This is a genomic window from Nocardia sp. NPDC052254 (assembly GCF_040679495.1).
In the GTDB taxonomy this organism is placed as follows: domain Bacteria; phylum Actinomycetota; class Actinomycetes; order Mycobacteriales; family Mycobacteriaceae; genus Nocardia.
In genome coordinates, this window is the sequence record NZ_JBFAUW010000001.1 from 291,796 (window position 1) to 312,008 (window position 20,213).

Annotated in this window: 7 protein-coding genes and 1 pseudogene; all 8 read left to right on the forward strand. The window is 69.6% G+C overall.

Annotated features, from left to right (window positions below):
- Positions 1-38: 38 nt before the first annotated feature.
- The 8 genes and pseudogenes from AB0L57_RS01350 (at position 39) to AB0L57_RS01385 (ending at position 20,208) form a co-directional block, all read left to right on the forward strand.
- Positions 39-8,585, forward strand: coding sequence for a type I polyketide synthase (locus AB0L57_RS01350; protein WP_364955225.1), 8,547 nt, complete (start codon positions 39-41; stop codon positions 8,583-8,585).
- 59 nt (positions 8,586-8,644) lie between these two features.
- Positions 8,645-12,721, forward strand: a pseudogene (locus tag AB0L57_RS01355) (alpha/beta fold hydrolase); the annotation flags it as partial.
- A gap of 53 nt (positions 12,722-12,774) precedes the next feature.
- Positions 12,775-13,692, forward strand: coding sequence for a hypothetical protein (locus AB0L57_RS01360; protein WP_364955228.1), 918 nt, complete (start codon positions 12,775-12,777; stop codon positions 13,690-13,692).
- 102 nt (positions 13,693-13,794) lie between these two features.
- Entirely contained in the window at positions 13,795-14,682 is an 888-nt protein-coding gene (locus tag AB0L57_RS01365; RefSeq protein WP_364955231.1) for an SDR family NAD(P)-dependent oxidoreductase, read from the forward strand.
- A gap of 236 nt (positions 14,683-14,918) precedes the next feature.
- Positions 14,919-16,388, forward strand: coding sequence for an ABC transporter substrate-binding protein (locus AB0L57_RS01370; protein ID WP_364955234.1), 1,470 nt, complete (start codon positions 14,919-14,921; stop codon positions 16,386-16,388).
- Complete coding sequence (locus tag AB0L57_RS01375) at positions 16,385-17,371, forward strand: ABC transporter permease (RefSeq protein WP_364955237.1); 987 nt, start codon at positions 16,385-16,387, stop codon at positions 17,369-17,371. Before AB0L57_RS01370 ends, AB0L57_RS01375 begins: the two co-directional genes overlap by 4 nt.
- A 3-nt stretch (positions 17,372-17,374) precedes the next feature.
- Positions 17,375-18,241, forward strand: a complete 867-nt coding sequence (locus AB0L57_RS01380; protein ID WP_364955240.1) for an ABC transporter permease — start codon at positions 17,375-17,377, stop codon at positions 18,239-18,241.
- The gene (locus AB0L57_RS01385) at positions 18,238-20,208 is read left to right on the forward strand and encodes an ABC transporter ATP-binding protein (protein WP_364955243.1); all 1,971 of its coding nucleotides are present in this window, start codon (positions 18,238-18,240) and stop codon (positions 20,206-20,208) included. Before AB0L57_RS01380 ends, AB0L57_RS01385 begins: the two co-directional genes overlap by 4 nt.
- The last annotated feature ends 5 nt before the right edge of the window (positions 20,209-20,213 follow it).

Here is a 20,213-nt window from a genome sequence, read left to right on the forward strand (position 1 = left end):
ACGACCACCCCACCCGATGTGACCAGTGAGGTAGATGGATGCAAGACGATCGGATTCGCGAGCTGCTCAAGAAGGTGTCGCTCGAGTTGCGGCAATCGCGGCAGGATCTGGCCACTGTGGAGCACCGCCGCCGGGAGCCCATCGCCATCGTCGGCATCGGCTGTCGATTTCCGGGTGGCGCCGATTCACCCGACAGTTTCTGGCAGCTGCTGGCCGGCGAGCGCGACGCCATCGGCGAATTCCCGGCCGATCGGGGATGGGACCCCGGCACGCTGTTCGACCCGGACCAGGGGCCCGGTACCTCGGCCACCCGGCACGGCGGATTCCTCGGTGGGATAGCGGATTTCGACGCCGGGCTGTTCGGGCTGTCCCCGCGGGAGGCACTGGCCTCGGACCCGCAGCACCGGCTGCTGCTGGAGACGACCTGGCAGGCTTTCGAACACGCCGGCATCGATCCCACGGGGGTGCGCGGCAGCCGGACCGGAGTGTTCATCGGTACCAACGGCAACGACTATCCCACGACGCTGAGCGGATATCCGCCGGAGCTGGAGGGCTATCTGGCCGTCGGAAACGCCGCGAGTGTGGCCTCGGGCCGCATCTCCTACACATTCGGAGTGGAGGGCCCGGCTCTGACCGTCGACACCGCGTGCTCGTCATCGCTGGTGGCCGCGCATCTGGCGGTGCGCTCGCTGCGCGATCGAGAATGCGACAGCGCGGTGATCGGCGGGGTCACCCTGATGAGCTCATCGACACTGTTCGTGGAGTTCTCCCGCCAGCACGGCCTGGCCCCGGACGGGCGGTGCAAAGCGTTCGGCGACGGTGCGAACGGAACCGGGTGGGCGGAGGGCGCGGGTGTGCTCATCGCCGAGCGGTTGTCCGACGCGCTCGCCAACGGCCGCCGCGTTCTGGCCGTGATCCGCGGTTCGGCGGTGAACCAGGACGGCGCCTCCAACGGCCTGACCGCGCCGAACGGTCCCGCGCAGCAGCGGGTCATCGAGGACGCGCTGGCTGCCGCGGGGCTGCGCCCCGCCGATGTGGACGCCGTGGAAGCACACGGCACCGGAACGGTGCTGGGCGATCCGATCGAGGCACACGCCCTGATGGCGACCTACGGCCGGCGGCGCACGGGCGATCCGCTGTGGCTGGGTTCGGTGAAATCCAATATCGGGCACACTCAGGCCGCCGCAGGGATCGCCGGACTGATCAAGATGGTGCTCGCGCTGCGCCACGAGACGCTGCCGCGCACACTGCACGCCGAAGACCCGTCCTCGAAGATCGATTGGGACGCCGGGCAGGTCCGGATCCTCGACACCGCCCGGCCGTGGCCACGGCACGAGAAGGTGAGGCGTGCGGGTATTTCCGCATTCGGTGTCAGTGGCACCAACGCGCACCTGATCGTGGAGGAGGCACCCGCGCCCGAGCCCGGCCCGCCGGCGATTCCCGCGGCCGATCCGGATGTGGCGGAGACGACGGCGTGGCTGCTGTCGGCGAACTCACCGGCCGCCCTGGCCGGTCAGGCGGATCGGTTGCGGGCCGCGGTGGCGGCGCCCGATGGTCCCGCCGTCGCGGAGGTCACCGCGGCACTGCGGCACCGCGCGCTGCTGAATCAGCGTGCCGTCGTCGTGGGTTCGGGCCGGACGGACCTGCTGCGCGCACTCGAGGCGCTGGCACACGGCGGCGCCGACGAGGATCTGGTGCGAGGCGTGGCCGCCACCGGCCGCCGGGTGGTGTTCGTCTTCCCCGGGCAGGGCTCACAGTGGGCCGGGATGGCCGATTCGCTGCTGCGCACGAGCCCGGAGTTCGCCGGCCACATCGCCGAATGTGCCGATGCCCTGGCACCTTTCGTGGATTGGTCGCTGGCCGATGTACTGGCCGGATCCCCGGACGCGCCGAGCCTCGACCGAGTCGACGTGGTGCAGCCCGTGCTGTGGGCGATGATGGTGTCGCTGGCCAGACTGTGGATCGGTCTGGGCGTGCGGCCCGATGCCGTGATCGGGCATTCCCAGGGAGAGATCGCCGCCGCGCATATCGCCGGCGCGCTGAGCCTCGGCGATGCGGCGCGCGCGGTCGCGTTGCGCAGCAAGGCCATCACCGCACTGTCGGGCCGCGGGGCGATGCTCACCGTGGCGTTGCCGCAAGACCGGGCCCGTGCGCGGCTGGCCCGATGGGAGGGTGTGCTCGCGCTCGCCGCGATCAACGGCCCGGCCGCCGTGCTGATCTCGGGGGACAGTGCCGCCGTCGACGAACTGGCCGCCGAACTGGACGGCGACGATATCTGGAATCGCCGCGTCAATGTCGACTACGCCTCGCACTCGCACCATGTCGATGCCATCGAAGCGCAGGTGCTGGCAGGCCTGGCGCCGATCACCGCGCGGGCGGCGACCGTCCCGCTCATCTCCACCGTCAACGGTGAACCCATCGACACCACCGTGATGGACGCGCGGTACTGGTTCGACAATCTGCGGTCGCCGGTGCAGTTCGAGCGGTCGCTGCGCCGCGCGCTGACCGACGGTTACGACACCGTCGTGGAAGTCAGCGCGCATCCGGTGCTGCGCCACACCATCGACGCCATCGCCGAATCCGCCGAGATCGCCGAGGTGATCTCCACCGGGACACTGCGCCGCGATCGCTGCGGCCGGGGAGAACTGCTGCTGGCCGCGGCCCGCCTGTACGTGCACGGCATCGCGGTGGACTGGCAGGCGCTGCTGCCATCGGCCGCCGCGCGCTGGATCGACCTGCCCACCTACGCCTTCGACCGGCAGCGGTTCTGGGGCGCCGACGAATGCACCACCGGTGTCGCGGATGCCCGCCGGCTCGGTGTGCGGCCGGCCGGTCATCCGCTGCTGGCCGGAGCGGTGGAGATATCGGCCTCCGATGCCACGCTGTTCGTCGGGCAACTCAGCCTCGCCGATCATCCGTGGCTGGCCGATCACGCGGTCGGGGACACGGTGATCGTGCCGGGCGCGGCCTGTGTCGACATCGCACTGTGGATCGGCGCCGAACTCGGCTGGCCGACGCTGTCGGAGCTGGTCAACGAGCGCCCGATCGTGATCGGCGAATCCGGTCGCATCCGGATCCAGGTCCATCTCGGCCCCGAGCACGACGGTGCGCGGGCGATCACGTTCTACCGTGCCGATGGCGACGACGAGTCCGGCGCGGACTGGCAACAGTGCGCGACCGGTGTGCTCACCGCCGATGTCATATCCCCGCCGCGTATCGACACGGGTCCGGTGGGAGGTTCGGCCGACCCGGCGGTCGTCTACCGGGAACTGGGTGAGCTCGGGCTGAACTACGGCCCCGCTTTCCGCGGGCTGCGGGAGGTATCGGCGGTGGGCGATCTGATCGGCGCGACCGCCGACCTGCCCGAAAGCGCCGGTGCCGCGACCGACTTCAGTATCCATCCGGCACTTCTGGACGCGGCGCTGCACGCACTGCCCTACACCGGTGGGGAACTGGCGCTGCCGTTCAGCTGGTCCGGGGTGCGGTTGTGGGCGCGCGACGCGCGGGAGTTGTCGGTGCGGGTGACCCGGCTGGGCACACACGAATTCGGTGTGGTCGGTGTGGACGCGCACGGCGAGCCTGTGGTGAGTATCGACTCGCTGACCTTGCGTCCCACCGGGAACGAGATGGTGACCACGAGCGCGGCGGCTGCCTACCGGGTCGGGTGGGCTGAACTGTCCGGCGCAGGGGCGGAGAACTTGTCCGTGGCACTGTGGACCGCGGATCCGCAGGTGCGCCGCGCCGGCGACATCGCCTGTGCGACAGACCTGGGCGAGTTGTCCGGCGCCGATCTCGTGGTGGTCGACACCACCGAATTCGGTACCGGCGACGGGTCCGGGGAGGTGCTCGCCGATCTGCACACGGTCACCGAAAATACCCTCGAGCGAATACGTTCCTGGCTCGCCGACGGCAGCCCCCGAGCACGACTGGTGATACTCACCCGGCGCGCGTACGCGGTGGCGGACGGGGAGGTTCCCGATCTGCGGGCCGCTGCCGTGCCCGGTCTCGTCCGCTCGGCCCGGACCGAGAACCCCGGCCGCATCGTGCTGGTGGACCACGACGGATCCGCCGATTACCCGGCACTCGTGGCCGTCGCCGCGGCAGCGGTCGCCGCCGACGAATCGGAAGTGGCGGTCCGCGCCGGAGGTCCGGCCGTGGTACCACGCCTCGGGCCGGCCCCGGCGGGGCCGGAAGAAATTGCCGCTCAGCGTGATTCGACGCTCCCCGGCGAGTCCTCCCCGCCGGACGGTGTCGGTGTTGCGGCCGCGGAAACCGCCATCGTGATCGGCGGACTCGGATTGCTCGGCCGGCTGACGGCACGCACGCTGGCCCGGCAATCCCCGGTGTCCACGGTCGTGCTGGTATCGCGACGCGGACCCGTCGACGAGCAGGCAACCACCGCGCGGCGCGAACTCGAATCGGCCGGACTCGACGTCGAGATCGTCGCCTGCGATGCCACCGACCGAACGCAGCTCGCTGCCGTCTTCGCCGCCGTTCCGGCACACCGCCCGGTCACGACCGTGGTGCACGCGGCGGGCATCCTGGCCGACCGGCCGGTGCACAACCTGTCCGCGGCGGCATTGCACGAGGTGCTGCGCGGGAAGGCCGATATCGCCTGGCATCTGCACGAGCTGACCGCCGGGCTGAATCTGCGCGCGTTCATCCTGTTCTCCTCGGCGGCAGGCACTCTCGGTATCGCCGGGCAGTCGAACTACGCCGCGGCCAACACCGTTCTCGATGCCCTGGCGCAGTATCGGCGTGGACAGGGATTGCCCGCGACCTCGCTGGCCTGGGGACTGTGGGAGACCGCCAGTGCCATGACCGGCCACCTCGGCGGGGCCGACCGCAAGCGGCTGGCCCGCCAGGGCGTACGACCGATCACTCTCGACGCGGGCGCCGGCCTGCTGGCGCGCGGGCTGCGCGCGGGTGCGGTCGATCTGGTGCCGGTGGACCTGGTCACCGGCCGGTGGCAGGACGGGATGTCGCCGATCCTGCGCGGTGTGCTGCGCTACCGGCCGCAGCTGCGCCGGGCCACGACCGGGGACGAGGTCCGCAGCAGCGGCCTGGGCGCATTGGCCGAACGCGACCGCCTGGACGCGGTGCGGGCGATCGTGCGCGAGCAGGCGGCCGCGGTACTGGGCTACGACGGCGTCGACGCGATCACCGCCACCGCGACTTTCAAAGAGCTGGGGATGGATTCGCTCACCGCGGTGGAATTGCGCAATCGGCTCGCCGGAGCGCTCGGGGTGCGCCTGGCCGCCACCGTCGTCTTCGATCATCCGACACCGGCGGCGCTGGCCGCCAAGATCAGCGCGGACCTGGCCGGAACCGAACCGGCACCACAACGGGCCGCCGCGCCGGTGGCGGCGATGCACGAGCCGATCGCGATAGTCGGGATGGGGTGCCGCTATCCGGGCGGGGTTCGCTCTGCCCAGGAGCTGTGGGAGCTGGTCGCGGCCGGGGTCGACGCGATCGGCCCGTGGCCGGGCGACCGTGGCTGGGAGGTGGACGACACCCGCGCCGGCGCGGCCGTGCGCTCGGGTGGGTTCGTCTCCGATATCGCCGATTTCGATGCGGGTTTGTTCGGTATGTCGCCTCGGGAAGCGCTGGCGACCGATCCGCAGCAGCGTCAGTTGCTGGAGGTGTCGTGGGAAGCGCTCGAGGGTGCCGGGATCGATCCGTTGTCGTTGCGGGGCAGCAATACCGGCGTCTACACCGGCATCATGTACAACGACTACGCGACCAGACTCGAGTCGATCCCCGAGGATCTGGAGGCGTATCTGACCAACGGCAGCGCCGCCAGCGTGGCATCGGGTCGGGTCGCGTACACGTTCGGTCTGGAGGGGCCGGCGGTGTCGGTGGATACGGCGTGCTCGTCGTCGCTGGTGTCGATTCATCTGGCGGTCTCGGCGCTGCGCGGCGGTGAATGCGATCTGGCCCTGGCCGGAGGTGTGACCCTGCTGTCGTCGCCCGCGAGCATCGTCTCGGCGGCACGGCTGGGCGCGCTGTCGCCGGACGGCCGGTGCCGGTCGTTCGGGTCGGGAGCCGACGGGACCGGCTGGGCCGAAGGCGTGGGAGTCGTCGTGTTGCAACGCCTGTCGGATGCGCAGAAGTCGGGCAGGCCGATTCTGGCGGTGATCCGTTCCACGGCGATCAATCAGGATGGTGCGTCGAATGGTCTGACGGCGCCCAGTGGTGCCGCGCAGCAGCGGGTGGTCCGCCGGGCGCTGGCCGCGGCGGGGTTGGAGCCGGGCGATGTCGATGCGGTCGAGGCGCACGGAACCGGAACCGCACTCGGCGATCCGATCGAGGCGAACGCACTGCTGGAAACCTACGGACGCCCCGGCCGCGAGCATCCGCTCTACGTGGGGTCGCTGAAATCCAATATCGGCCACAGCCAGGCGGCGGCGGGTGTGGGTGGGGTGATCAAGATGGTGCAGGCGTTGCGGCAGGGTGTGTTGCCGGTGTCGTTGCACGCCGATGTGCCCAGTGAGCATGTGGATTGGTCGGCGGGGTCGGTGCGAGTGTTATCGGAGGCGCAGGTATGGCCCGATTCGGGTCGGCCGCGTCGGGTGGGTGTGTCGGCGTTCGGTGTGAGCGGGACCAACGCGCATCTGATCCTCGAGCAGGCACCGGTGGTCGAAGCCGGTGCGGCGGAACCCGCGACGGTGGCTGTACCAGGCGCTGTCACCGATGGGGCCGTTCCCGTGTCGCCCCTCGCGTGGCTGGTGAGTGCGAATTCGGCTGCGGCACTGCGGCGTCAGGCACGGCGCCTGGCCACCCATGTGCGGGCGCGTCCCGATATCGATATCGCCGCGGCGGCGGTGACATTGGCCACCGGCCGGGCCCGGCTCGCCCACCGCGCGGTCGTCATCGGCCGCGACGCGGGCGAATTCGCCGATCACCTCGAGGCATTCGCCGATGATCGGCCCGCCGAGACCACTGTCGCCGGCACCGCCCAGCCGCGACAGCGAGTGGCCTTCGTGTACCCCGGGCACGGCTCCCAGTGGGCCGGTATGGCCACGAACCTGCTGGATACCGCACCGGTATTCGCGGCCGCGGTACAACGCTGCGCCGAAGCGCTTGCCCCGCACTTGGATTGGGATGTGGCCGAACTGCTGCGATCCGGCGCGGGCACCGTGGCGGGCCGGACGAATGTGGAGGTCGACCAGCCCGCGCTGTGGACGGTGATGATGGGTCTGACCGCCCTGTGGGAGTCGGCCGGAATCACCCCCGACGTCGTCATCGGCCACAGTCAAGGCGAGGTGGCCGCGGCCTGTGGCGCCGGGGCCCTGAGCCTGGCCGAGGGCGCGCGCATCGTCGCCGTGCGCAGCAAACTGCTGGCCCGGCTCGTCGGGCGCGGTGCGATGGCATCGCTGGCACTGCCGCGGGAACGAGCCCGGGAGCTGCTGCGCGAGGTGAACGGTGTCGATATCGCGACCGTGAACGGCACCGCGGCCGTGGTGGTCTCGGGCGAATCGGACGGTATCGACCGATTGATCGCCGCCTGCGTGGCCGACGACATCCGGGCCCGGCGTCTCGATGCCGAACTGGCCGGGCATTCGCCGGTCATCGACGCCGTGGCGGCGGATCTGCTCGCCGAACTCGGTGAGGTGCACCGGGAATCGGCGACGGCCCGGATGATATCGACGGTGACCGGCGCTCCGGTTTCGGCCGACGAACTCGATGCGGGGTACTGGTATCGGAACCTGCGCGAGACCGTCCAGTTCCACACCGCCGCCGAGGCCGCGATCGACAGTGGCTGCGATGTTTTCGTGGAGGTGAGCCCGCATCCGGTACTGGCCGGTCCGCTGGCGACCACCATCGAGAACTCCGCGTCGCCGGAGGGTCTGGCCACCGCGACGCTGCGGCGCGACGAGGGGAATTTGTCCCGATTCCTGCAGTCCGCGGCGGAGCTGGAGGCCGGCGGGGTCACTGTCGACTGGTCGGCGCTCACTCCGTCAGCGGCGCCGATTCCCTTGCCGTCCTACGATTTCGAGCGTCGCCGCTACTGGCTCGACGGTTCGGTCGCGCTGCCCGAGGTCGCCTCGGCCACCGGCGACGACCACGCCGGCGAGGACGAAACCCATGGTGCGACACTGGCCGCCCTGCCGGAGTGGCAACGGCTGGGCGCGGTGCGGGAACTGGTCCAGACTCAGATCCGGACCGTGCTGCGCCTGGACCCGGCCGATGAACTCGCGGTCGAATCACCGCTCAAGGAACTGGGATTCGAGTCGGTGTCGGCGGTGGATCTCACCACACGGCTGAGCCGGGTGACGGGTCTGCGGCTGCCCACCACACTGGCCTTCGAATACCCCAGCCCCGAGGCCATCGCCGCGCACATCTGCACGCTGTTCGATACGACCGGGCAACCCGATATCGAGGGGCTGGTCGATCGGCTCGAGGCGGCCCTGCGCGACGGTGCCACCGACGCCACGGCCCTGGTGCGGCTACGGACCGTCCTCGCGTCGGCAGGACCCTCCGGCCATCTCGACCCCGGGGACGATCTCGGCCCGGAGATCGACCTCGAACAAGCCAGTGACGACGAACTGTTCGACATCGTCGACGTCGGGAGGAATTCGTGACCACCGGACATACCGCCACCGCACCCGGCGAACAACCCGGCACCTCGCGGGAAGCCAAACTGCGCGCATACCTGAAGAAGGCGATCGCCGACGGCCAGGACTTGCGCGCCGAACTCCAGCAGGTGCGCGCCGCGGCGGTCGAGCCGATCGCCGTGGTGGGGATGGGCTGCCGGTATCCCGGCGGGGTGCGCTCGGCCGACGATCTGTGGAAACTGGTCGCGGCCGGGACCGATGCCGTCGGGCCCTGGCCCGCCGATCGCGGCTGGGATGCCGAAGGCCTGTTCGATGCGGATCCCACCCGAGTGGGGGCGTCGTATGTGCGTTCGGGTGGATTTGTCTCGGGTGTGGCGGATTTCGATGCGGGTTTGTTCGGTATGTCGCCTCGGGAAGCGCTGGCGACCGATCCGCAGCAGCGTCAGTTGCTGGAGGTGTCGTGGGAAGCGCTCGAGGGTGCCGGGATCGATCCGTTGTCGTTGCGGGGCAGCAATACCGGCGTCTACACCGGCATCGTCGCCGACGACTACGCCGATGGCTACTGGACGGCGGTACCGCCGGAATTGGAGGGGTACGTCGGTGTCGGTACCTCGGTGAGTGTGGCGTCGGGTCGAGTGGCGTACACGTTCGGTCTGGAGGGGCCGGCGGTGTCGGTCGACACGGCGTGCTCATCGTCGCTGGTGTCGATTCATCTCGCCGTCTCGGCGCTGCGCGGCGGTGAATGCGATCTGGCACTGGCCGGAGGCGTCACCCTGCTCACCTCGCCCGCCGGATTCATCGAATTCTCCCGGCAGCGGGGACTGTCGCCGGATGGCCGGTGCCGGTCGTTCGGGGCGGGAGCCGACGGGACCGGCTGGGCCGAAGGCGTGGGAGTGATCGTCCTGCAACGCTTGTCGGACGCACAGCGGTCGGGCCGGGACGTGCTGGCGGTGATCCGTTCCACGGCGATCAATCAGGATGGTGCGTCGAATGGTCTGACCGCGCCCAGCGGTGCCGCGCAGCAGCGGGTGATCCGCCGGGCATTGGCCGCGGCGGGGTTGGAGCCGGGCGATGTCGATGCGGTCGAGGCGCACGGAACCGGAACCACGCTCGGCGATCCGATCGAGGCGAACGCGCTGATCCAGACCTACGGGCGCGCCGATCGCCGCCACCCGCTGTACATCGGTTCCCTCAAATCGAATATCGGCCACACCGCCGCGGCGGCGGGTGTGGGTGGGGTGATCAAGATGGTGCAGGCGTTGCGGCAGGGTGTGTTGCCGGTGTCGTTGCATGCCGATGTGCCCAGTGAGCATGTGGATTGGTCGGCGGGGTCGGTGCGGGTGTTGTCGGAGCCGGTGGTGTGGCCCGATAACGGTCGAGCGCGCCGGGTGGGTGTGTCGGCGTTCGGTGTGAGCGGGACCAACGCGCATCTGATCCTCGAGCAGGCACCGGTGGTCGAGCCCGGTGCAGCGGAACCTCTGGGCCGCAACGGGAAGGTGGGTCCACTCCAGCCGGCCGCCCACGAGTCCGCATTTGTCACAATGACGGCATCCGAACCGGTTGTCACATCCGAACCGGCGTCGAGTGGGGGGTCGCGTGCGACCGGGGAAGCCGTGAGTATTGCGGCGAACAGCGAGACTGTTCGGCTGGCGTCGTCCACTCCGGCGCCGGACTCGCGCATCAGCGGAGCATCCGCCGGAACGACGGCATGGTTGCTGTCCGCGCACACGGATTCGGCCTTGCGGCGGCAGGCACACAATCTCGCCGACTATGTACGGCGGAATCCCCGGGCAGACCCGGCCGATATCGCTCGCGGGCTGCTCACCGGCCGGGCCCGGCTGCCGCACCGGGCGGTGGTGATCGGCTCCGGTACGGCCGAATTCGGAGATCGGCTGGCGGCCTGGGCAGAGGGTACACGGGCGCCCACCACCGTGTCGGGCATCGCGCGCCGCCACGGGATCGTCGGCTACCTGTTCACCGGTCAGGGCAGCCAACGCCCGGGAATGGGAACCGCACTGGCGCAACGCTTCCCGGCATTCTCGGAGGTCTATGGACAGACCCTCGCGCTACTGGACGAGCGGCTGGGCGGCCGGATCGCCGGCACACTCGCCACCCTCGTACGGGAGGCGAGCGATCCGGCCGCAGTGGCGCCGACCGTCATCGCGCAACCCGCGCTGTTCGCCTTCGAGGTCGCGCTGTTCCGACTGCTCGAATCCTGGGGTGCGCGACCGGATTACGTCTGTGGTCACTCGATCGGCGAGATCTCCGCCGCGCACGTATCCGGCGTACTCACCCTGGAGGCCGCGGCCGAGCTGGTGGCCGAGCGCGCGGTCCGCATGCAGGAACTACCACCCGTCGGTGCGATGCTGGCGGTGGACATGTCGGTGGAGGAGCTGGATTCGGCCGCGCCGGGCTGGCACGACGGAGTCGACCTCGCCGCGGTCAACGGGCCCACCGCGATCGTCGTGTCCGGACCGGCCGGCGCGGTCGGCACGGTGCGCGAGACGGTACTGGCCCTCGGGCGGCGGGCGCGAGGGCTCGATGTCAGCCACGCCTTCCACTCCCGCTGCCTCGATCCCATGCTCGACGGATTCGAAACAGCCATAGCAGCACTACCTTTCGGCGAGCCGTCGATTCCACTGCTGTCCACGGTGACCGCCACGGTGGCCTCCGCCGAGACGATCGGCGCGCCGCGGTACTGGGTGCGCCAGGTCCGGCAGCCGGTGCTGTTCCACGACACCGTGCGAGAACTTCTCCGGCTCGGTGTCACCGACCTGGTGGAAATCGGGCCCGACGCACATCTGACACCACCGGCGACCGCCACCGTCGCCGCCACGGGACCCGGCCCCACGGTGACGGCCACTACGCGCCGCGACCGGCCCGAAGCCGATACCGTGCTCGCGGCCGCGGCCCGGTTGGAGCTGGCGGGCGCGGGGATCGATTGGGAACGGATCATCGGCACCGGGCCCGCGGCACGGGGATTACCGACCTATGCCTTCGATCGGGACACCTACTGGCTCCCACCGGGACCCGCCCTCACCGGTGCGCGCGAACCAACCCCGTTGCCGACTCCGCCCGCCGCGGCCGCACCGGAACCCGATCCCGCACCGCGCTCCGCCGCCGAGCTGCTCGAGCTGGTGCGCCGAGCCGCCGCGGGGGTGCTGGGACTCGGCGACGTCAGCCGGGTCGAGGGGGACACGCCCTTCGCCGAACTCGGGATGACCTCACTGGCCGCTGTCGAATTGACCGAGCAGTTGCGTGCGCGACTGGGCACCGCGGTGGCGGTCAGCGCGCCGATCGAATTTCCCACCTCCGCCGCACTGGCGGACCATCTGCGGGCGAACCGGGCCGACGGCGCTCGGGCGGCAAGCGACGGCTCGCTGCCCGCGCTCTACCTCGAACTCAATCGGGCGGGGGCGATCGAGGCGGCCGCGACATTGATCACCGCGGCCTCGCACACCCGCCCCCGATTCGGCCCGGGCGACGTCCGGACCGCCACACCACCGCCGGTCCGGCTCGCCGCCGGAGGTGACGCACCCCCCATCGTGTGTTTCCCCGCACTGACCGCGATGTCGGGCCCGCACGAATTCGCCGGTTTCGCCCGGGCTCTCGGCGATCGTCATCCCGTGTACGCCATGGAAGCACCGGGGTACCGCGCGGAATCCGCGGTACCCCGGGATCTGCGCACCTATCTGCGCTCGCAGCTGACGACGATCCTCGACACTGTCGGCGATCGGGAATTCTTCCTGGTCGGCCGGTCACTCGGCGGATGTGTCGCGCATGCGGTGGCCGCCGAACTGGTTGCCGCACAGCGACCGCCGCGCGGGCTGGCGGTGATCGACACCTACCCGATGGACACACCCGCACTGCCGGGCAAACAGTGGTGGATGCCGGCCCTCATCGACGGCATGGTGCGACGCATCGACGATCTGGGGCTCGAGCTGTCACCTCATCGGCTCACCACGATGGGCGCCTATCTGCGGCTCACCGCGGAGCTGACCGCGGACTCGATCCCGGTACCGGCACTGCTGGTGCGCGCCCTGGATCCTCTGCCCGGTATGCCGAGCGAGGACGACGGCTGGCAGGCCGACTGGCCGTACGCGGACCACACCGCCGATGTCTCCGGTGATCATTACTCGGTGCTGGAGGACGGTTCCGCCGGAACCGCCGCCGCCGTCGCCCACTGGATCGGCGCGCTGGACGGGGGTGGACGCTGATGGCCGTACTCACCGCCGTCGTTCTGCGGGCAGGGGGCTGGCATCCGGGATCGGTTGTGGGCCGAGACTATTCGGCCCGGCGGTGGGCCGACGATCTGGTCGCACAAGCCGAGCTGCTGCGGCGCGCGGCATATCCGCCGCGATACCTCGGCATCGACAACGTCGCGCATGCGCACGACGGACCGAACAGTTGGCGGCTCGTCGCGGTCGATGCCTTGTCGATCGCGCGCCGGTCGACGGACGGCGATTCGCGCAGCATCGCGGTGCCCACGGTCACCGTCGCCGATCTCGATCGAGAGACCGCACGCGACCTTCTCGGCACCGGCATCGATCTGCAAGTGCGGGTGACCAACCGCCACGTGGGCGCCGGGCCCATGCCCTCGCCGACACCACCCGATCTCGACCTGACCGACCCCGAGATCCTGCGTGGGATGGATCTCCGATTCACCGACGCGGCACGGACACTCACCGGCGTGCGCGCGGCATGGGCGGGAGCCTCCACTCGGCCCCGGCTGTGGGCCCTCGCGCATACGACGATCCCGTACCGGCTCGCGGCCGGCTCGTGCGACGATGTGGCGCTCACGCCCCGGACCGCGGCGCAGGCGCGGGCCATACTGGCGGAAGTGCGTGCCATGGAATCCGAACGGCATTCTCCGCTGCGGACATTCGCCGATGTGACGGTCTGCCTCGACGAGGCGGCCGGCGCGGCCGCCGATCGGATGGCCGAACTCGATCGCCGGGCCGCGACCCCGTTGCGTTCGGATGCGGCGATCGTCGTCGGCACCGGCGAACAGCTGCTGGCGCGATGCGACGAGTGGCTCAGTGCGGGATTCGACGGCATCAGATTCCGGCCGTGTGGCGCCGCCGATGTAGGGCACCTGGCCGAGACGGTGCTGCCCCGGCTCGCTCGCCGGTGACCGTCAACAGTTCAGAACCCCTATTTCCGGGCCGCGCCGCGGGTACCAGACCGCGCTGCTTAGGGGTGATATGCGCGCGGCCCGGTTGTTAGCGTCCGAACCATGAGCGAAAACGCAGCCCCCGCAACGAAAACCGTCCTGATCACCGGCACTTCCTCCGGTGTCGGCCTCGCCGCCGCGGTCGCGGCCGCCCGTGCCGGATACGCGGTCGTCGCCACCGTACGCGACCTCGGCCGGACCGATGCCCTGCGCGAGGCGGCAGATGCGGCCGGGGTGGAACTCGACATCCGTCGCCTCGACGTCACCGAACCGGACAGCATCGAGGAGACGATCTCCGGTGTGCTGCACACCCACGGCCGGTTGGACGCGGTGGTGAACAATGCCGGAGTCGGCAGTATCGGCACCCTGGAGTTGCTGAGCCTGGACCAGATCCGATTCGGAATGGAGGTCAACTTCTTCGGCGTCCTCGCGGTGAGCCGGGCCGCCCTGCCGCATCTGCGCGCCGCCGGTGGACGCCTGATCACCGTGGGCAGTGCCTACGGCTCGGTCGGCCAGCCGTTCAACGAGGCCTACTGCGCAGGTAAGGCCGCGACCGAAACGTATATGGAGGCGTTGGCCGCGGTAGCGGCGGAGGTGGGGGTGACGGTATCGGTCGTGCAGCCGGGCCCGATCGCCTCCTCGTTCGGCGACAATATGCCCATCGACCGGGTGGCGCTGCGGGCGGCGGCCGATGCCGGGCAGTACAAGGCCGCTTATGCGAACTATCTGGAATATCTGCCCGGCATGATCGCCGGTGCGGTGCAGACCTCCGCCGAAGTCGCCGAGTACGTGGTGTACGCGCTGACCGACCCCGCACCGCCCTTCCGGATCCAGACCTCGGACTTCTCCCGGAGTTTCGTGGCCGACAAACTCCACGACGTCGACGGGTCTGCGGTGCAGGCGATCACCCGGCAGTGGCTCGCGCCGGCGAATACCGGTGTCAACCCCTAGCTTCCCGGGCGATCCGAGCGCCGTTTCTGGGGTAACTCGCCGACAATTTCGTTGTTAATGTCCGATATGTGCGCTCGATTTCGCCGTTGCGGCTGGTGATCCTTTCCATTGTTTCCGTCTTGTTCGTTGCCGGATGTGCCGGGGCCGGCACATCCGGAACGGCACCGTCGACGCCGGTCTCCGGAGGTACGCTGACCTTCGGAATCAACGACGCGCCAGGGTGTTTCGATATCCACGTGACGTCCGCCGACATTGCCGCGGAAATTCAGCGCAATGTGGTCGATTCATTGGTTTCCGAGGATTCCGGACATAAATTCCATCCCTGGCTGGCGACCGCGTGGACAACCGCCGAAGATTTGCGGAGTTATACCTTCACACTGCGTAAGGATGTGACATTCACCGATGGCACGCCGTTCACCGCGGCGGCGGTGAAAGCGAATTTCGATCACATCCTGGCACCGTCCACCAAATCGCAATATGCCAAGAATCTGCTCGGCCCCTACACCGGTACCGACGTCCTCGACGACTACACCGTCCGAATCAATTTCTCGGCGCCGTTCGCGCCCTTCCTGCAGGCGGCGAGTACGCCGTATCTGGGGTTCTACTCGCCGCAGACCCTCGCCACCGCCGCGGACAAATTGTGCGCGGGCGGTCCGGTCGACGTCGGTTCCGGGCCGTTCGTATTCAGCGAGTACACCAAGGGACAGAGCGCGGTGATGACCCGCAATCCGAACTATCGGTGGGGTCCGGCCGATGCCGCGCACCAGGGTCCGGCCTATCTGGATTCGCTGGTCTTCCGGATCCTGCCCGAGGATGCCACCAGGGTCGGAGCGCTGACCAGCGGCCAGGTCGATATCGCCAAGGCTGTTCCGCCGATTCAGGTTCGCACCGTGGAGGCGGCGTCGAATCTGACGGTGACCCGGGTGGATCAACCCGGCCTGACCTACGGCATCCACCTCAACACCGCCGCGGCGCCACTGGACGATCAGCGGGTCCGCGCGGCGATCCAGCAGGGCATCGATGTGGCCCAGGATGTAGAGACGGTCTACTTCGGCCAGTACAAGCGCGCGTGGGGTCCGCTGTCGCCCACCACCGGGTCCTATGACCCCACGGTAGAGAACTCCTGGCACTACGATCCCCGAGCCGCCGGCAAGCTTCTCGACGACGCGGGCTGGACCGGCCGGGACAGCGCGGGTTTCCGCACCAGGAACGGTCAGCGGCTCACCCTGTTCTGGCCCGCACTGCCCGAGGCGAGCACCCGCGATCAGCGGAATCTGCTGGACCAGGCCGTACAGGCCGATCTCGCTAAAATCGGTGTGGAGGTTCAGCATCCGCACCTGACCGCGGGCGAGTACAACGCCCGCGTCGGCGACGGCCGGTTCCAGCTGTTCTCGGTGAGCTGGGCGCGTTCGGAAGCCGATCTGCTGCGGTTGTTCTTCCACAGCGCGAACATTCCTCCGGCCGGGCAGAACGTCTCGCATCTGAAGGATCCGCAGATCGACGATTGGACCGGCGCCGGCGCGGCCGCCACCGATCAGCACATCCGGGATCGGGTCTACGGCGACACCCAGCGCCGGGTGCTGCAGACCGGTGCGATGGTGCCGCTCTGCGTCCTGGCCTCTGTCGACGGCTCGTCCGAGCGCGTGCACGGGCAGAAATTCGACCCGAACGGCTGGCTGCAGTTCTACGACGCCTGGAAGGCATGACCGTGCAAGTACTCAGCATGCCCGACGCCGTCGTCGGAGGTGCCGCCATCCGGATGGTGACGGCTGTGGGCAAACGCCTGCTGGCCGCCGTCGCGGTGGTATTCGGCGCCGCCACACTGGGATTCATCGCCCTGCAGTTGTTGCCGGGCGATCCGGTGGACTGGCTGCTCGGCCCGAGTATGACCGCCTCGCCCGGGCTGCGGGCGCAGGTGCGCGCCGACTACGGATTCGACCGGCCGGTGTTCGAGCAGTACCTGTCGTATCTGAACATGGTGCTGCACGGACAACTCGGGACCTCCTACCAGTTGCAGCAGCCGGTGACGACGCTGATCGCGAATCAGCTCGCGCCGACCGCGGAACTCGCCGTCACGGCGCTGGTACTGGCGATGGCGATCGCGATCGCCGCCGCGGTCGCCACCGCCGGCCGCCGGCCCCGGCTGCGCGCGGGGATCTCCACCGCCGAACTCGTCGTCACCTCCGCACCGCAGTACTGGGTCGGCATCCTGTTGCTGACGGTGTTCTCGTTCCAGCTGCGAGCATTCCCGGTCGCGGGGGCGCAGACCCCGGCGGCGCTGGTGCTGCCCGCGATCACGCTCGCGCTGTCCATCGCGGGAGTGCTGTCACAAGTGCTGCGCGAGGGGCTGGAGGCGGCGCTGACTCAGCCGTTCATCCTCACCGCGCGAGCACGGGGCGCGAGTCTGTCGGCGGTCCGGGTGCGGCATGCCCTGCGGCATGCGGCCGCACCGCTGCTCACCCTCACCGGCTGGCTGACCGGAACTCTGCTCGGCGGCGTCGTCCCGGTGGAGACGGTCTTCGGCCGCCCGGGAATCGGATCGCTTGTGCTGCAAGCGGTTACCAGCAGGGATATGCCGGTCGTCATGGGCGTCATCCTGCTGTCGGCGGTGGTGTTCGTGGTGATCTCCACCCTCGTCGATCTGCTGCAGCTCGCCCTCGATCCGCGTATCCGCACGAACGGAGACTGACCGTTGACCGCCCCTGATATCGCCGTGCCGGAAACGGCCGCGGCACTCGAGACCCGGCTCCGGATTCCCCGGCCCGCCGTTGTGACGGCCGCCGCGGTGCTGGCTCTGATCGTCGTGGTGGCCATCGCACCGGGCCTGTTCACCGACTTCTCACCGACGGCGACCGATATGAAGCAGGCACTCGTAGCCCCTTGCGGCGCACACTGGTTCGGCACCGATCAACTGGGCCGCGATGTGTTCACCCGGGTGCTCTACGGCACCCGGCCCGCGATCCTGCTCGCGGTCCTGGCGACCGCGCTGGCCGTGGCGATCGGCACGCTGACCGGATTGCTCGCGGCACTCGGTGGCCGCTTCGCCGATCAGGTCCTCATGCGCGGTGCGGATGTCCTGCTGGCCCTGCCGCCGCTGCTGCTGGCCCTGCTGGTCATCGCCGCCCTGGGACCGGGCACCGGCAATGTCGCGGTGGCGGTCGCGATCGCGTTCCTGCCGTTGTACGCGCGGCTGGTGCGCTCGGAAGCACTGCTGGTGCGCCGGTCCGGCTATGTGGAATCCGCTACCGGCCTCGGCATTCCGCGGCCGGTGGTGATCATCCGGCACGTCGTTCCCAATGCGCTCGGGCCGTTGCTGGTCATGGCGCCGCTCGGTTTCGGCACCTCGATGCTGTACTCGTCGGCGCTGAGTTTCCTGGGGCTCGGCCTGCAGCCGCCGACCCCGGAGTGGGGCGCGATGCTGTCGGAGGGCAAGAGCATCCTAGCGGCCGCCTGGTGGGTGGGCGTCTTTCCCGGAATCGCGGTGACCTGCACCGTGATCGCGGTCAATGTGGTGGGCCGCGCACTGCGGACCCGTTTCACCGGGCGGGGTGTGGCATGAGCGGGCACGGCACGACCGGACCGCAGTTGGTGGTCGACGGTCTCGATGTCGCCTTCGGATCCGGTCCCGGCCGGATCCACGCGGTGCGGGATGTGTCGTTCGAGGTGCATCAGGGCGAATGCCTGGCCATCATCGGCGAATCCGGTTCCGGTAAGAGCGTCACCGCGCGCACTCTGATGGGACTGACCGGTGACGACGCGGCAGTCACCGCCCGCCGGCTCGGCTTCGCGGGCACCGATCTGCTCGCGCTCGACGAGCCCGGCTGGCGCACACTGCGCGGCCGGCGCATCGCGTTGGTTCTGCAGGACGCCATGGTCGCGCTGGATCCTTTGCGTCGCACCGGCGCCGAGATCGCGGAAACGCTGCGAATCCACACCGCTACCGCGCGCGGATCCGTCGACAGCACGGTGTTGTCGCTGCTCACCGATGTGGGCGTGCCCGAACCCGAGCGCCGCTCCCGCCAGTATCCGCACGAGCTGTCGGGCGGATTGCGCCAGCGCGCGCTGATCGCCTCGGCGATCGCCGCGGGACCCGATCTGCTGCTCGCCGACGAGCCGACCACCGCCCTGGACGCCACCGTCGCGGCGCAGGTCCTGGATCTGCTGCGGGAACTGCGAGCGGGCGGGATGTCGATCCTGCTGATCAGTCACGACCTGACCGTCGTGTCCCGGCTCGCGGACCGGGTCGCGGTGATGTTCGGCGGACGCATCGTGGAATACGGTCCCGCCCAACGCATTCTGCGCGACCCACGGCACCCCTATACGCGCGCGCTGCTGGCGGCGGTGCCCACGGGCGACAGCCGGGGCAACCGCTTGTCGGACAACAGGAGTAACACTCTGTCGGACAGCCGGAACGGCAGCGGGCTCAGCACACCGCCGGACGACCAGGGCGGCAACCTTTCGGGCATGGGCAGCGCCCGTCCGGACGGCCGGGGTGGCGGCGTGCCGGGCACGCCAGGGAGCGGAGTATCCGACACCGGGGGGTGCCCGTACGCCGTCCGCTGCCCGCATGTCGACGAGCGATGCCTACACGAACTCCCCTTCCTCGCAGCACATTCCGCCACCGATGCGCATGACGTCCGATGCTGGCATCCCGATGCCGTGCTCGTCGCGCCACTGCGCATCCCCTCGGTCGCACCCGCCACCGAGGCGGGCCGCATCCTGCTCGAGGTCGACTCCATCGGCAAGTCCTACCGCGGTCCGGGCGGGGTACGCCACCATGCGGTGCGCGAGGTGTCGTTCCGGCTTCGATCGGGGGAGGTGCTCGGCGTGGTCGGTGAATCGGGCTCCGGCAAGACCACGACGGGCCGGATCGTGCTCGGTTTGACCAGGCCCGACACCGGCACTGTCGATTTCGACGGGCTGGCGTGGAGTGAACTGCGCGAACGCCGCCGCCGCCCGCATCGGCACCGGATCCAGGCGATCTACCAGGATGCGCTGGGCTCCTTCGATCCCCGGCTCACCGTGGCCGGAATTCTCGGTGCCGCCATCGCGCGCGGCGGCGTACCCCGGGGGCCGGCTCGCCGCACCCGCGCCCTCGAACTTCTCGATCACGTCGGATTGGCGGGCAATGTGCTCGACCGCCGCCCGCGTGAACTGTCCGGTGGTCAGCGGCAGCGAGTGGGTATCGCCCGCGCGCTGGCACCGAATCCGGAGATCCTCGTCTGCGACGAACCGGTCTCGGCACTGGATGTATCGGTCCAAGCGCAGATCCTCGACCTGCTCACATCCCTGCAGCACGAACTCGGTGTCGCCATGCTGTTCATCTCCCACGATCTGGGGGTCATCCACCATCTCAGCGACCGGATCCTGGTGATGAAGGACGGCCGGATCGTGGAGGACGGCGAGGCGACCCGCGTATTCGCCCATCCCCGAGACCCGTACACCAGACAGCTGCTCGCCGCGACCGCGGTGCGTTCGGAGGACCGGCAGGTCTCCGATCGGCCGGTGGCCACGGTGCCGGGCTGATCCAG

Coding starts and splice junctions, on each gene's coding strand:
- AB0L57_RS01365 (WP_364955231.1), top strand. CDS start 13,795: ATGAGCGAAAACGCAGCCCCCGCAACGAAAACCGTCCTGATCACCGGC.
- AB0L57_RS01385 (WP_364955243.1), top strand. CDS start 18,238: ATGAGCGGGCACGGCACGACCGGACCGCAGTTGGTGGTCGACGGTCTC.
- AB0L57_RS01375 (WP_364955237.1), top strand. CDS start 16,385: ATGACCGTGCAAGTACTCAGCATGCCCGACGCCGTCGTCGGAGGTGCC.
- AB0L57_RS01360 (WP_364955228.1), top strand. CDS start 12,775: ATGGCCGTACTCACCGCCGTCGTTCTGCGGGCAGGGGGCTGGCATCCG.
- AB0L57_RS01350 (WP_364955225.1), top strand. CDS start 39: ATGCAAGACGATCGGATTCGCGAGCTGCTCAAGAAGGTGTCGCTCGAG.